Origin of the sequence: Actinoplanes subglobosus (assembly GCF_042650585.1) — a bacterium.
GTDB classification, from domain to species: Bacteria; Actinomycetota; Actinomycetes; order Mycobacteriales; family Micromonosporaceae; genus Actinoplanes; species Actinoplanes subglobosus.
This window is the reverse complement of sequence record NZ_JBHSBL010000007.1, coordinates 51123-64648: the sequence shown is the minus strand read 5'-3', so window position 1 is coordinate 64648 and position 13526 is coordinate 51123. Positions and strand designations below refer to the sequence as shown.

The 13526-nt window shown below is 69.8% G+C and carries 14 protein-coding genes; 2 read left to right on the top strand and 12 right to left on the bottom strand.

Annotated features, from left to right (window positions below):
• Window positions 1-3 precede the first annotated feature (3 nt).
• The 9 genes from ACFO0C_RS09210 to ACFO0C_RS09170 all read right to left on the bottom strand — a co-directional run bounded on the left by ACFO0C_RS09210 (window position 4) and on the right by ACFO0C_RS09170 (window position 6595).
• Window positions 4-495, bottom strand: coding sequence for a GNAT family N-acetyltransferase (locus tag ACFO0C_RS09210; protein WP_378066143.1), 492 nt, complete (start codon window positions 493-495; stop codon window positions 4-6).
• Window positions 488-1723: a DUF6271 family protein gene (locus tag ACFO0C_RS09205; RefSeq protein WP_378066142.1), complete on the bottom strand. Its 1236-nt coding sequence runs from the start codon at window positions 1721-1723 to the stop codon at window positions 488-490. The genes ACFO0C_RS09210 and ACFO0C_RS09205 overlap by 8 nt, the downstream gene beginning before the upstream one ends.
• 162 nt (window positions 1724-1885) lie before the next feature.
• Complete coding sequence (locus ACFO0C_RS09200; RefSeq protein WP_378066141.1) at window positions 1886-2734, bottom strand: trypsin-like peptidase domain-containing protein; 849 nt, start codon at window positions 2732-2734, stop codon at window positions 1886-1888.
• Window positions 2735-2911: 177 nt separating this feature from the next.
• On the bottom strand, window positions 2912-3763 hold the full coding sequence (gene pdxY, locus ACFO0C_RS09195) for a pyridoxal kinase PdxY (protein WP_378066140.1): 852 nt from the start codon (window positions 3761-3763) through the stop codon (window positions 2912-2914).
• 9 nt (window positions 3764-3772) lie between these two features.
• On the bottom strand, window positions 3773-4411 hold the full coding sequence (locus ACFO0C_RS09190; RefSeq protein WP_378066139.1) for a hypothetical protein: 639 nt from the start codon (window positions 4409-4411) through the stop codon (window positions 3773-3775).
• The gene (locus ACFO0C_RS09185) at window positions 4404-4841 is read right to left on the bottom strand and encodes a hypothetical protein (RefSeq protein WP_378066138.1); all 438 of its coding nucleotides are present in this window, start codon (window positions 4839-4841) and stop codon (window positions 4404-4406) included. Before ACFO0C_RS09185 ends, ACFO0C_RS09190 begins: the two co-directional genes overlap by 8 nt.
• On the bottom strand, window positions 4838-5551 hold the full coding sequence (locus ACFO0C_RS09180) for a WXG100 family type VII secretion target (protein ID WP_378066137.1): 714 nt from the start codon (window positions 5549-5551) through the stop codon (window positions 4838-4840). Before ACFO0C_RS09180 ends, ACFO0C_RS09185 begins: the two co-directional genes overlap by 4 nt.
• Window positions 5544-5861: a hypothetical protein gene (locus tag ACFO0C_RS09175; protein WP_378066136.1), complete on the bottom strand. Its 318-nt coding sequence runs from the start codon at window positions 5859-5861 to the stop codon at window positions 5544-5546. The genes ACFO0C_RS09180 and ACFO0C_RS09175 overlap by 8 nt, the downstream gene beginning before the upstream one ends.
• Entirely contained in the window at window positions 5861-6595 is a 735-nt protein-coding gene (locus ACFO0C_RS09170) for a hypothetical protein (RefSeq protein ID WP_378066135.1), read from the bottom strand. The genes ACFO0C_RS09175 and ACFO0C_RS09170 overlap by 1 nt, the downstream gene beginning before the upstream one ends.
• 201 nt (window positions 6596-6796) lie before the next feature.
• Here ACFO0C_RS09170 and ACFO0C_RS09165 point away from each other — a divergent pair, with 201 nt between their 5' ends.
• The gene (locus ACFO0C_RS09165) at window positions 6797-7540 is read left to right on the top strand and encodes a winged helix-turn-helix transcriptional regulator (RefSeq protein WP_378066134.1); all 744 of its coding nucleotides are present in this window, start codon (window positions 6797-6799) and stop codon (window positions 7538-7540) included.
• Here the strand turns inward: ACFO0C_RS09165 and ACFO0C_RS09160 are convergent.
• Entirely contained in the window at window positions 7465-9180 is a 1716-nt protein-coding gene (locus tag ACFO0C_RS09160; RefSeq protein ID WP_378066133.1) for a dihydroxy-acid dehydratase, read from the bottom strand. The genes ACFO0C_RS09165 and ACFO0C_RS09160 overlap by 76 nt on opposite strands.
• Before the next feature lie 60 nt (window positions 9181-9240).
• Between ACFO0C_RS09160 and ACFO0C_RS09155 the strand changes: the two genes are divergently transcribed.
• Window positions 9241-10098: an SMP-30/gluconolactonase/LRE family protein gene (locus ACFO0C_RS09155; protein WP_378066132.1), complete on the top strand. Its 858-nt coding sequence runs from the start codon at window positions 9241-9243 to the stop codon at window positions 10096-10098.
• 2 nt (window positions 10099-10100) lie between these two features.
• On the opposite strand, the gene ACFO0C_RS09150 is transcribed toward ACFO0C_RS09155, so the two are convergent.
• Both ACFO0C_RS09150 and ACFO0C_RS09145 read right to left on the bottom strand, forming a co-directional pair.
• Window positions 10101-12002, bottom strand: coding sequence for an ABC transporter permease (locus ACFO0C_RS09150; RefSeq protein WP_378066131.1), 1902 nt, complete (start codon window positions 12000-12002; stop codon window positions 10101-10103).
• On the bottom strand, window positions 11999-13432 hold the full coding sequence (locus ACFO0C_RS09145) for an extracellular solute-binding protein (protein ID WP_378066130.1): 1434 nt from the start codon (window positions 13430-13432) through the stop codon (window positions 11999-12001). Before ACFO0C_RS09145 ends, ACFO0C_RS09150 begins: the two co-directional genes overlap by 4 nt.
• Window positions 13433-13526 lie beyond the last annotated feature (94 nt).

Genomic DNA, 13526 nt, shown 5'->3' with positions numbered 1-13526 from the left:
GCGCTATCCGATCTCGCTGGACATGTAGACGGCGGCCGGTCCGTACGAGCCGGGCAGCGCGACCTGCGGATGGGGGCGGAACCCGCACGCCGCCCAGAACCCCTCGGTGGCACCGACCGAGACGAGCGAGATCCGTTCGTACCGCTGAGGTCTCGCTATCGCCGTGAGATGCCGGACCAGAAGCCTGCCCCAGCCCCGGGCGCGGAGGCCGGGGGCGATGACGAGGTCGTGCAGGTGCAGGTTGCCGGAGCGGCAGGCCCCGGCCTCGGGCCGGGTCAGATCGGGGAAGGATCCGTCGGGGTACGGCAGCGCGAGCAGGTATCCGCCGAGGCCGCCACCGGTGTCGAGGACGAACGAGGTGTCCGGGTTCGCCCGCGTGCGCAGCGTCTCCGGGCCTTCGGCAAGACCTTTTCCGCTGTACGTGTGAGCTTCCAGCGTGGTGATCGCGGGCCAGTCGTGGTCCTCGATGGGACGCAGGCGCGCGGCCTCAGACATGTGGCAGCGGGGTCTCGCGGGCGGCGGCGACGAGCCCGGCCCACGCGTCGATCAGGTGCGCGTAGTCCTCGATGTCGCGGCGGGCCTCGGACAGCAGCGTGTCACGCTCGTCGCGGATCCGGTCGGCCACGGCGGCGAACCGCCCGCCCAGTCGCCGGTAGGCCTGTTCCATCAGGTCGGCCTGCACCTCGTTGGGCTCGCCGGGTTGCCGGGCGCTGGCCCGTACGATCGCGGAGATGGTCTTCGGATCGTCGTCGGTCATCCGCTGGTAGATGTAGTGGAAGTAGTACATCGACAGGATGAACTTGGCGAAGCGCATCTGGTAGGCGAGGAACCCGTCGTCGCTCTTGCGCTCGGCGGTGTGGAAGTTGACGATGTGCCGGTTGTGCAGGACGCCGGGCAGCCCGGCCCGGTCGGCGACGTGGATGAGGAAGTAGTCGCTGCCGATGGTGTCGGTGGCCGGCGGCAGCGGCACCCGCTCGTGCAGGCCGTGGAAGCTGATGTTGTGCATGTCGACGCGCATCGGGTCGACCACCGACAGCACCGTGTGGTCGCCGTCGTAGGGCGCGCTGCCGGTGAACGAGTCCTCGACCAGGGCGCGTTTCTCGGCCTCGGTGCTGCCCGGCGCGGCCCAGAGGCTGACCAGGTCGTAGTAGCCGTCGGCGTCGCGGATGTCCTCGACGTCGACCGACATGTCCCCGACGAACGACGCGCCGACCATGGCGACGGTCATGTCCCGGCGACTGTCGTCGAGCCGGTCCTCGGTGGCCATGACGTCGCGGGCGGGCCGGCCGAGTGCGGCCAGTTCGGCGTGGATCGGGAAGACCTTCTCCCCGGCGTACGTCTGGAAGTACAGGTCGGAGTCGCGGCGGTGCACGGACTCGCAGCCCAGCGCCGCGGCGATCAGGAAGGCCCGGTTGGTGCAGGCGCCGTACGACAGCCTGGCCGGGAGCAGCAGGTCCAGCATCCGGTCCGGCCCGGTCGTGCCGGAAGCCGCGACGACCCGCCGCAGGAACTCGCGCTGCGTTGCCTCGTCGAGGTGCCGGACGTGGCGCGCGGCGCCGAGCACCTCGGCGTGGGCGGCGAAGTCGGCGGAGGAGTCGAGGACCAGCAGGTGCACGTCGACGTCGAAGTGGCGTTCGGCGTATGCCGCCTCGGCCACCACCTCGGCGAGGGTGGCCGTGCACTCCCGGTTGGTCGGTACCACCAGACAGATCCGGCGTTTCACGCGTTTCACTCCCGAATACAGTGACCGGGGACGATCCGCAACGAACCTAGTGGGCGTTCTCGCACCCCACAAGGACAGATGTAACGCAATGCCGGAAATAGCAGGTCATCATCGGTTCCGGAACCCGGACCGGTACGAACCGGTCCGGGTTCCGCGAAACGATCAGGGCTTGGTGAGCAGACAGCCGGAGACGGTCAGGTCGATGGTGCGGCTGGAGTTGAGGCAGGTGGTGAACCAGTAGGTCTGCTGGCCGTAGCTGCGACCCGACAGCACTGTCACGTTGCCGGCCGCGTCGACCTCGCACGGGTTGTTCAGCGTGCAGCGCGCGCCGTCCTCGTTGCTGGTGTTGTTGATACCGACCAGCTCACCGGTGACGGTGCTGACGATCGGCGAGCCGGAGGTGCCGCCGATCGTGTCGCACCCGGTGTTGTAGCGGATCGAGTCCTTCCAGGTCCAGGTGTCCTCGCGCAGCGTGTTCACGAAGCCGTCGATGGAGCAGTTCCAGACCCGCTTCCAGTAGCCCGAGGGGATCCCGATCCCGGTGCCGGCGGTCGGGTGCGCGGCCGAGATGGTCAACGGAACGGCGCCGTACGACGAGGACAGCGCCGCGAAGGTGGTGTTGAGCCGGTAGAGCAGGACGTCGCTGCCGGTCATCGTCCCGTAGAGGACCCGGTTGGCCCGGACCCGGACGACCGAGCCGCCGGAGCTGTTCAGCAGCGTGCCGGTGCGGGTGCTGGAGACGTTCTGGATCACCCGGCCGGCGGCGATGAACCCACCCTCGTAGCAGTGCCCGTTGGTGAGCATCATCGCGCTGTCGGTGCCGACCGAGGAGGGGAACCGGACGAGCGAGGCCGAGCAGTTGCTCAGCGCGATGGTGTTGGCCAGCGTCACCGCGACGGCGACCGGCGCCGGTGCGGCGGCAGCCTGGGCCGGGGCGGCCGGCCCGGTCAGGATGCCGGCGATCGCGGCGAGCGCGGCCACGCCGATTGCTGATGCCCGTCGGAAGCGCATGAAGGTTCCCCTCACTGCGGGGCGGCAGCCGTGCACGGCCTGCCGCACTGGTGGCGGCGGGGCATGACGGGTCGACGGCACGCCTACGCCGGTGTTCCTGGCGTAGGCACCGTCCCATCAGATATTTACATGTGTCAATAACTCAAAGAACCCCTGATACCGGCCTTATGGAACCGCTCAGCGCACCTTCTCGGCGTTGAACTGCATCCGCGGGTCCGCATAGAACTCCTGCGCCTGCACCAGCCGCAACTCCCGCTCCCCCGACCGATAGGTCAGATCGATCAGATCAAAGACGCTGGACGCGGTACGTTCCAACGCCACCGCCGCATCCCCGGTCCGCACGTAGTGGGCGGTGAACAGGGCCGCCGTGACGTCCCCGGACCCGTTGGCCTTGAACGGCAGATGCGGGGTGCTCACGATCCACGCCCCGGCCGGGTCCACGACCAGCATCTCGATCGTGCCCTCGGCCCGGTCCGGCCGTTCCACACTGGTGACGAGCACCGTCGACGGCCCCATCCCCCGCGCGAGATCGGCCGACGCCAGCGTCGAATCCAGGTCGGCCGGCTCGGTACCGGTCAGGAACCCGAGCTCGAACTGGTTGGGCGTGATGATGTCGGCCACCGGCACGACCCTGTCCCGCAGCAGCACCGGGATCTCGGGGGCCACGAAACACCCCGACTTGGCGTTACCCATGACCGGGTCACAGGCGTAGACCGCCGACGGGTTGGCCGCCTTGACCCGGCGCACCGCGTCGATGATGACGTCGGCGATGCCCACCCCACCCTGATACCCGGACAGCACGGCGTCGATCTGCGGAAAGACCCCACGCTCCTCCACCCCGACCAGGATCTCCGCCACATCCGGCGGCGGGATGAGCGGGCCGCGCCAGGCCCCGTACCCCGTGTGGTTGGAGAAGTTGACGGTATGGACCGGCACGACCTCGACACCGATGCGCTGCAGCGGAAACACAGCCGCGGAGTTGCCGACATGCCCGTGGGCCACCGCCGACTGGATGGACAGAACCTTCATGCCCCCAGCCTAGAGACCCCCACCCGCCCACTGTGCCGGTGACGGCGTGGAAGGGTCCAGCAGCGCGGCCAGCGGCAGCGACCGGGCGGCCTCGTGCACTACCTGCCCCGGATCGAGACGCCCGCGCCGCACGACGGCCAGGTGGTTGCCACGAACACTCCACGCCGCCGGAAGGGCCCCAGCGACCTGCGCCTCGATCAGCGCCACGGGAAGCCAGCGGATGTCGGCCGTACGGATCCGGAAAGCGTCGTCGAAGTCGGCCCTTCCGGTCCTCAGCCCGGTGCCGAGCCAACGGGACACCGTCGAGCGCGGCTCCACCTCGACGTCCGGCAGCGCTCTCCGCAGCACAGCCACGGTGGCCACGAAGAACGTGGTGTTCGTGTCGGCGTCGGTGACCGCGCACTCCGCCACCGTGACGTGCCGGCCGTCCAGCACACCGGACACCGCCAGGCGAACCTCACCGGGCACCTGCCGGCTCCAGCCGACCCGGGGCCGGATGCCGACGGTCCACCCGTGCCGGTCGGCCCAGTACCGCCACCGCTGATGTTCTCTCCGGTCACGGCGACGCCGGGCCATCGCGATCGCGCCGACGAACACCACCATGACCAGGCAGAGCAGGCCACCGGCGGCGACGATCGGTTCACCCATCGCGGGTCCGGCGGACCGCCGCCCCGGCGACGATCAGCCCACCGGCCGCATCGCCCAGGGCCAGCACGACGCCGAACGCAGGGAAGACCGAGGCCACCGCGGCGCCGTACGTCAGCGCGCCGATGCCCAGCACGAGAATCACGCCACCCAGCCGCAGCCACGCCAGGTTGGCCGTGACACGGGCGAGGCCGTGGCCATGCCGGCCGCGCAGCAGAGCGATCAGCGCCAGCAGCGCCAGCACGACACCGATCACGGCGGACACACCCATCACGGTGAACGGCATGGCGTTCTCGGGCGTGAAACTGCCGTCCCGGCCGCCCTCCCACGCCGTCGCGCCGAGCAGGGCGAGAAGGCATTCGGCCAGCACCACCACCACGATCAGGACGACGAGCAGTACGTTTCCGGCCCGCTCGGCCCGGGCGGCCGTCATGCCGTACCTGCCGGCGGCCAGTGTCCCCGGAAGAAGCCGGTGTCATCGAACTTCTGCCGCAGTGTCGTGTTGGCCGAGGTGCATGCCCGCTTGAGGGTCTCGCAGCCGACGATCAATGCGATCGAAGCCGTCACCGCGGCGCCGGCCGCGATGAACGGCGCCGCCGGCAGGCCGAGAATCGTGGCGCTGGAAGCGATCGCGCCGACAAGCCCCACCGCCAGCGCGGCCAGTGCCCCGGCCAGTCCGGTCCAGAAGAGGAAGACGCCGTTGTGCACCTGATCCAGAGCCGTGGCAAGGCCGTCGGTGAGGGTCGTCTTGACCTTCTCCAGCGCCGTCTTCTGCAACGGCAGCATCTGCCGGTAGGCGTCCGCGGCCTCCCCGTCCCAGTTGGTGTCGACGGTGAGCAGCCCGGCGTCGGCGGCCTGCACCTGACCGCTGACCGGTACACCGACCCGGTCGCTCCAGGCCTGCGCGGTCGCCGACAGCGCCGACAGCGAGCCCATGTTGGACAGGATCGTCGTCAGGTTGTCCCAGATGCGCTGCATGAACGCGCAGAACTCGTCCCAGCCCTGGCGGATGCCGGACCGCAAGGGCGAGGGGACGTACGCCATCTTGTCGTCGATCGAAGTCTGCAGCTCGACGGTCTTGGCGTCGATACGGGTGATGGTCGAGTTGATGCGCTCGATCAGGACGGCCTCGGTGCTACTCACGGACTTCCCACACTCCCTCCAGTTCCCGGGCGGCTCGGTCGTTGTTCGTCTCGTACTCGTAGGCGACCCTGTCGAGCTTGACGCTCAATCCGCTGTACACCTCGCTCGCCTCGTCCAACAGGGTCACGACCTTGCGCTGGAGTTCGGCGTAGGTGTCCAGCAGGCCGCTCGGCAGCGACGCCCAGGACAGCTCTGCAGGCCCCAGCGTCAAGCGGCCGGCCTCCTGTGCGGCCTGCCGTGTCACCGCCGCGACCTGCTCCCACGAGGCGGCGTCACGGTGCAGCGCGTCCAATGCGGCCTTCAGCGTCATCAGCCGGCCATCCCGAACCGGCGGGCGAATCCGAACGGATCCTGCATCACCCACTGCGCCTCTCCGAGCGGGCTGTCGGCGATCAACCGCTGCACCCCATGTGTGGCAACCTGCTCGTACGCCGCCCGGAACGCCGCGATGACCTGCCGGGCGATGTTGGCCTCGTGGGCGTCCTCCACCCAGGAACGCCTGAGCCGCACCGCCACGACATCGCCGCTCCCGGTCAACTCCACGGTCACCTCGCGGTGTGGGCTGTGGCCGATGTGCGTCGCGTCCAGAGTCTGTCGCATCCTGCCGGAAACCTCGTCGAGCCCCTGCTCGATCGACTCGACCACCCGGAGCAACGCCACCAGAGCGGCTTCCCGCTCGGCACCGGATATCCGAGTGGACGTGATCGACTCCAGCCGCTGGTGGAACTCACCCGTCGAGGGCACCGGCTCGTGCACGACGGGTTCGCAATACGCCTGGGACCACGCGGCCAGTCGTCGCACCGAGGCGTCCCGCACCGCTTCGGCGACGGCCTCCCCTAACCCGGCGCCCACCAGGTGCGATCGCCACCGGTTCGCGACCGAGACGGCGGCGACCCGCCCGTTCTCGTCGAGCGTCACGGTCACCGATCCGGTCGGGTCGGATCCCGCCTCACCCGGGGCGCGCGCCGCTGACCGCGCCCGGCGCAGCAGGGCCTCACCGTCGTCCCTGAGGCCGGTCAGAGCCTCCAAACGATCATCGAACATCGGAAATCCCCGTCTCGGCACCGACCTGGCTTCGCATCGTCTCGATTCCCAGTACCGCATGCGACGCCAGGCGGTTCAATCTCGTCGGCGCCACCGCGGGGACTCCTGCTTGGCCGGGCGTGTGGAATCTGCGCGATATCAGGTGGAAACAGTTCGCGGTTAGCTTCGTGCCAGGTTTCCCCGTCGCGAAAGGAGCAGGTCGTGAATCTTCTCCTGCTGACCGATGACCACGTCGATGTGCTGCCGGCGCTGGATCTGCTGCCGTACACCGTTCAGGTCGCTCCTCTGACCAGGGGGACGGAGGCCGCCAAGGACCCGCAGCGGGCCGCTGTCCTGGTCGACGCGGGCACCGACCTCAGCCAGGCCCGCGCGGTCTGCCGGGGGCTGCGGGCGAAAGGGCTGACCGTGCCGCTGATCGCGCTGGTCCGGGAGTCCGGCCTGGTCGCGGTCGGTGCGGACTGGTGCATCGACGACTTCATCCTGACCACCTCCGGGCCGGCTGAGGTCGCCGCCCGGCTGACCATGCAGGTGGCCCGGCAGGGGGCGGACAGCACCGGCGGGGACGAGACGATCCGGATCGGGGATCTGAGCATCGACCCGCACAGTTACACGACCCGGCTGGGTGGTGAGGCGCTGGCGCTGACGTACAAGGAGTTCGAGCTCCTGCGGTATCTCGCTCAGCATCCGGGCCGGGTGTTCAGCCGCGATCAGCTGCTGCGGGAGGTGTGGGGCTACGACTACTTCGGCGGCACCCGCACCGTCGACGTGCACATCCGCCGGCTGCGGGCCAAGCTGGGGCCCCGCTGCGAGACGATGATCGGCACGGTTCGGCAGGTGGGCTACAAGTTCGTGTCGCCGTCGACCGGTGGTCAGTGGGATTCCCTGGAGACGTTGTCGCCGCTGGCGCCGAGCAGGAAATCGCAGTCGGCGCCGGTGTTGGCCTGACCGACGGTGTCGATGTAGAGGCGCTCCCAGCCGCGGGTGGGCGACGCGTAGGCTTTCGCCGCCTCCGGCGACGGCTCGCGGGCCTCCCACTCGGCGGCGGGGACGTCGGCGTCCAGGCGGCGGCCGGCGACGTCGAGGACGATCATGTCGCCGGTGCGGACCTTGGCGAGCGGTCCGCCCGCCGCGGCTTCCGGGGCGACATGCAGGACCACGGTGCCGTACGCCGTACCCGACATCCGCCCGTCGCAGACGCGCACCATGTCGCGTACCCCCTGTTCGAGAAGTTTCGCCGGCAACGGCATGTTGGACACCTCCGGCATGCCGGGATAGCCCCGGGGCCCGCACCCGCGCAGCACCAGCACCGAGTCGGCGGTGACGTCGAGGTCGGGATCGTCGAGGCGGGCGTTCAGGTCCTCGACGGAGTCGAAGACGACGGCCGGCCCCCGGTGCCGCAGCAGGTGGGGTGACGCGGCGGCGGGTTTGACGAGCGCCCCGCCGGGGGCGAGGTTGCCGTAGAGGACGGCGATCCCGGCGTGCGGCCGCAACGGGTCGGCGCGGGGCCGGATGACCTCGCGGTCGTAGACCTGCGCGGAGCCGAGGTGGTCGACGAGCGGCCGGCCGCTGACCGTGATCGGTTCCGGGTCGAGCAGGTCACGGACCTCGGCGAGCACGGCGTGCAGACCGCCGGCCCGGTACAGGTCGTCCATCAGGAACCGGCCGGCCGGCAGGAGGTCCACCAGCAGCGGGACCCCGGCGCCGACGTCGTCGAAGTCGTCCTGGGTGAGTGGCACCCCGAGCCGCCCGGCGATGGCGAGCAGGTGCACGACCGCGTTGGTGGAGCCGCCCAGTGCGGCGAGCGCGACGATCGCGTTGCGGAACGAGCCGCGGGTCATCACGGCGCTGGGGCGGAGCTGCCGGTCGGCGAGCCCGACGGCGAGGACACCGGTGGCGTGGGCGGCTTCGAGCAGGCGGCTGTCGGGGGCGGGGGTGCCGGCCACACCGGGCAACGTCATGCCGAGCACCTCGGCGAGCAGGCCCATCGTCGACGCCGTACCCATCGTGTTGCAGTGGCCCTTGCTCCTGATCATCGACGATTCGGAACGCTGGAACTCGGCGGCGCCGAGCGTGCCGGCCCGGACCTCCTCGGAGAGTTTCCACACGTCGGTGCCGCAGCCGAGCGGCACGCCACGGAACGTGCCGGTGAGCATCGGGCCGCCGGGGACCACGACGGCCGGCAGGTCGACCGACGCGGCGGCCATCAGCAGCGCCGGAATGGTCTTGTCACAGCCGCCGAGCAGGACCACGCCGTCGATCGGGTTGGCGCGCAGCATCTCCTCGATCGCCATGGCGGCCATGTTGCGCCACAGCATCGCGGTGGGCCGGACCTGTGTCTCGCCGATCGACACGACGGGCAGGTTGAGCGGGATGCCACCGGCCTGCTGGATGCCGGCGGCGACGCTGCGGGCGACCTCGTCGAGGTGGGCGTTGCAGGGCGTCAGGTCGGAGGCGGTGTTGGCCATCGCGATGTGCGGGCGCCCGTCGAACGCGTCGGCCGGCAGGCCGCGGCGCATCCAGGCACGATGGATGTAGCTGTTGCGGTCGTCACCGGCGTACCACTGGGCGCTGCGTCTCGGCTGCATCGTCGACCTCCGGAGTCACTACGCTTTCATCGACGGACACGACTTCGCAACGGAGCGGCCATGATCACGCGACACGTCTCGCGGGTGGCGAGCGACGCCGGTTTCCTCCTCGGTGAGGGCCCGGTGTGGGATGCCGCCCGGCAGCGCCTGCTCTGGGTCGACATCATGGCCGGTGACGTGCACGAGGGCCGGCTCGGTGCGGACGGCCGGATCGTGACGACCGGCGTCTGGTCCTTCGAGCAGAGTGTGGGCGCCGTCGCGGTGGCCGAGACCGGTGATCTGCTGGTGGCCCAGCGGGAGACGCTGACCCGGGTGCACACCGACGGCAGGCGTACGCCACTGGCGCGTGTGCTGCCGGAGGGATCGCCGGGCCGGTTGAACGACGGCGCGGTGGATCCGGACGGCCGGTTCCTGGTCGGCAGTCTCGGCAACGACCGGGAGGTGCTGGTCCGGTTCGAGGGCGGCGGCTGCACGGTGATCGACGACGACCTGACGCTCTCCAACGGGCTGGCCTGGAGCCCGGCGGGTGACCGTTTCTACAGCGTCGACACGCTCAGCCGCACGGTTTACGTGCGTGACTATCCGGACGGCGCCCGGTCGGTGCTGTTCACCGTCGCGGACGGATATCCGGACGGCCTGTGCGTGGACGCCGCCGGCAACCTGTGGCTGGCGGTCTGGGGTGGCGGCCGGGTCGAGTGCCGGTCGGCCGAGGGGGAGCTGCTCGCGGTGGTCGAGGTGGATGCCCCGCACACGTCGAGTGTCGCGTTCGCCGGGCCGGAGCTGGACGTCCTGGTCATCACGACGGCCACCCAGGACCTGTCCCCCGGTGACCTGGCCCGTCATCCGTCGTCCGGCCGGTTGTTCACCGCCCGGGTCGGCACGGGGCTGCGTACCCCGTACTGGAGATCGGGAAGTTGATCTCATCCTTTCACCGCCCCGGCGGTGAGCCCTTCGGTGAGGAAGCGCTGCCCGAAGGCGTACATGACCACGACCGGGATGCTGACCAGCAGGGATGCCGCCGCGAGCTGGCCCTGCGGCACGACGTCGCCGGCGATCATCGACTGCATCCCGACGGGCAGCGTCTTGTACTCGTCCTTGGTGATGAACACGAAGGCGAACAGGAACTCGTTCCACGCGTTGGTGAGCGTGAACAGCGCGACCGCCAGCAGACCCGGTCTGGCCAGCGGCAGGACCACCCGGCGGAAGGCCTGGACGCGGGTGCTGCCGTCGACCAGTGCCGCCTCCTCCAGGTCGACCGGGATCGACGCGAAATAGCCGGTCAGCAGCCACATCGCGAACGGCAGCGTGAACGTCGGGTACGTCACCACCAGCGACCACAGCGAGTCGGTCAGCCGGGTCTCGATGAGCAGCTGGTAGAGCGGGATGAACAGCAGCGCGCCGGGCATCACGTAGGTGAGCAGCACCGTGACGGTGAAACCCTGGGCACCGCGGAACCGCAGCCGGGCCAGGGCGTAACCGCCGAGGGCCGCGCAGATCAGCGCCACCGCGGTGGACGCGGCCGACACCATGATCGTGTTGAGGTACCAGCGGCCGAACGGCTGGGTGGTGAACAGGGCGCCGAACTGGTCGAGGGTCCACGGCGTCGGCCACAGGTCGTTGTCGCGCATGACGACCTGGGTCTCCGACTTGAACGCGGTCACCAGGATCCAGTACATCGGGCCGAGCACGAAGGCGAGCAGCCCGGCCAGCGCGACACCGGCCGCCACCCTCGACAGCACCGCCGCGACCAGCAGGATCACCGCGAGGGCCAGTGCCGCCTTCCAGAAGATCTCCGGTGACGCCAGGAACAGCAGACCGGTGACGAGCGCCGTGACGGCCCAGGGCAGGGCCCGGCGGGCCGGCCCGGTCCACCGCTGCGGCCGGTTCCCGGGGTCCTCGCGCAGCAGCCGGACCAGGACGAACACCAGTCCGGCGATGATCGGCAGCATGACCAGGGTGACGGCGGCCCCGGCGCCGTACTGGAGCTGCAGGATCGCCTTCGAGTAGGCGACCAGCACGTACGGCGCGGTCACCTCGCCCGGCCCGCCCTGGGTGAGCAGCCAGATCAGGTCGAAGTTGTTGAACGTCCAGATCGACGACAGGGTCACCGTCACGGTGATCACGTGGCGCAGACCGGGCAGGGTCACGTGCCGGAACTGCTGCAGCGGGGAGCCGCCGTCGATGGTGGCGGCCTCGTACAGCTCGGCGGGGATGGCCTTGAGCCCGGCGAGGAAGCAGACGGTGAAGAACGGCACGCCCTTCCACACGTTGACCAGGATCACCGACGGCATGGCCAGGGCCGGGTCGGACAGCCAGCCGGCGGGCCAGCTGTCGACCAGATGCGCGGAGGCCAGCAGCGGGCCGATCCCCGAGTCGGTGAGCAGCGTGTTGACGCTGCCGAAGATCGGGTCGAGCAGGGCGCGCCAGCTGAACGCGGTGACGACCGTCGGCACCACCCACGGCACCAGCAGCAGGCCGGTGATCAGGGCCCGGCCGCGGCGCAGGCGGTGCAGCAGCAGGGCCGCGGACAGGCCCAGCACCACCTTGAACACCTCGGCGTACGCGGTGAAGACGAACGAGTTCACCACGCCGGTACGGAACTGGCGGTCACCGGGAAGTGCCCGGTAGTTGTCGAGACCGACGAAGACACTCTGTGCCCCGTGCCGCACCGTGGTGCTGGTGATCATCGACTGGACGATCGGGACGAGGACGAGCGCACCGACCAGCAGCGCGGTGGGTGCCAGGAACAGCACCGCGAGCCGCCAGTCCCGGCCCAGCCGCCGCTGGACCGGGGTCAGCGAGCCGGTCCGGACCGGTCTCACTGTGGCAGCCCCTGCTGGGTGAAGATCCGCACCATCGCGGCGTGCGCGGCGGTGACCGCCTGTGCGGGCGCGGCACCCTGCACGACCTGCTGCATCATGTCGGTCAGGACGTAGGCGGCGACGACGGCCTGCTGCCCGGCGCTGGCCTTCTGCGGGAACGACAGGCCGTTCTTCGTGGGCAGCGGCAGTGTCTGCTGGGACATCGTGCGCAGCATCGGGAAGGCCGGGTCGCCGCTGGTGAAGAACGGGTCGGCGTCCCAGACCTTCTCCCAGGCGGGCATCGCCAGGCCGGGTGCCTCCTTGGCCACGCCGATCAGGGCCGGCGCGCTGACCAGGTACTGCGCCAGCAGCTTGCCGAGGGTGCCGTTCTTCGCGCCCTTGAAGACCACGAATCCCTGGGACTGGCCGAGCAGCAGCGATCTGTCGGTGGCCGGGCCGATGCAGTCGGAGAAGGCGTGCGTGTTGCCGTACACCGGATTCTTCTTGGTCTTGGAGTCGGCGTAGACGCTGAAGCTGTTGCGGGTGTAGCCGAGGACTCCGGCCAGCCAGTTCTCGTTGTTGCTGGTGTCGGTCCAGCTGTCCACTCCGGGTGGCAGCATCGCCTGGTACTTCGGATTGGTGTAGACGTCGCCGAGGAAGGTGACCGCCTGGACGGTCTCCGGGGTGTCGAAGGTGACCTTCCGGCCGTCGTCGGAGGCGATCGCCCCGCCGTAGGAGTTGATCAGCGCCTCGATCATGCCGTTGCCGTCGCCGGACCGGTTCACCGTCATGCCCCAGCCGAACCGGCGCTTGGCCGGGTCGGAGATCTCCAGGCACAGGTCCCGGAGTTCCGCCCAGGTGTAGACGTCCTTCGGGGTGATGCCCTTCTCCTGCATCCAGTCCTTGCGCAGGAACGATCCGATCCCGATGAAGTGGTACGGGATCGCGAACCACTTACCGTCGAAGACGCAGAAGTTCTTGGCCTCCGCGCAGGGCTCGCCGTAGACGGCGGTCAGCGCCGTGACGATGTCGGTCACGTCCTCCAGGTCACCCAGCGCGTGGAACTGCGCGACGAACCGCGAGTCGGTCATGAACGCGAGGTCGCGGGCCACGCCGCCCTTGACCTCCGCGTCGATCTTGGCGACCACGTCGCCCGCGTCGGCCTGGACCAGACTGTTCTGGATCGTGGTGCCGGTGGCGTCGGCGAACTTCTTGACCGCGCTGTCGAGCGCCGCGTTGGCCGCGGTCGAGTACAGCTTCTGCGACAGCATCCCCATCGAGCTGCCCTTCAGTGGTGCCGCGGCGTCGAGCAACGCTTTCGGAACCTCCGCCCCCGGCGCCGTGGAGGCTGACCCGGAGCCGTCCCCGCACGCGGCCAGAGCGGCCGCGCCGAGCGCCCCCACGCCCATCCCCAGAAATCCGCGACGGGACCACAACGGATCAGCTTCCATTACCCGCACCCCCTGTTCGAAATTTCGAACGTTGTTCGATATACCGTTTCGGGTGAGCGCGACGCTAGGGCAAGGCTGTCAGGGATGTCAATGT

Excerpts from the sequence above, each read along its gene's own strand:
- ACFO0C_RS09210 (WP_378066143.1), bottom strand. The coding sequence starts at position 495 with ATGTCTGAGGCCGCGCGCCTGCGTCCCATCGAGGACCACGACTGGCCC.
- ACFO0C_RS09200 (WP_378066141.1), bottom strand. The coding sequence starts at position 2,734 with ATGCGCTTCCGACGGGCATCAGCAATCGGCGTGGCCGCGCTCGCCGCG.
- pdxY (WP_378066140.1), bottom strand. The coding sequence starts at position 3,763 with ATGAAGGTTCTGTCCATCCAGTCGGCGGTGGCCCACGGGCATGTCGGC.
- ACFO0C_RS09190 (WP_378066139.1), bottom strand. The coding sequence starts at position 4,411 with ATGGGTGAACCGATCGTCGCCGCCGGTGGCCTGCTCTGCCTGGTCATG.
- ACFO0C_RS09185 (WP_378066138.1), bottom strand. The coding sequence starts at position 4,841 with ATGACGGCCGCCCGGGCCGAGCGGGCCGGAAACGTACTGCTCGTCGTC.
- ACFO0C_RS09175 (WP_378066136.1), bottom strand. The coding sequence starts at position 5,861 with ATGACGCTGAAGGCCGCATTGGACGCGCTGCACCGTGACGCCGCCTCG.
- ACFO0C_RS09170 (WP_378066135.1), bottom strand. The coding sequence starts at position 6,595 with ATGTTCGATGATCGTTTGGAGGCTCTGACCGGCCTCAGGGACGACGGT.
- ACFO0C_RS09160 (WP_378066133.1), bottom strand. The coding sequence starts at position 9,180 with ATGCAGCCGAGACGCAGCGCCCAGTGGTACGCCGGTGACGACCGCAAC.
- ACFO0C_RS09155 (WP_378066132.1), top strand. The coding sequence starts at position 9,241 with ATGATCACGCGACACGTCTCGCGGGTGGCGAGCGACGCCGGTTTCCTC.
- ACFO0C_RS09145 (WP_378066130.1), bottom strand. The coding sequence starts at position 13,432 with ATGGAAGCTGATCCGTTGTGGTCCCGTCGCGGATTTCTGGGGATGGGC.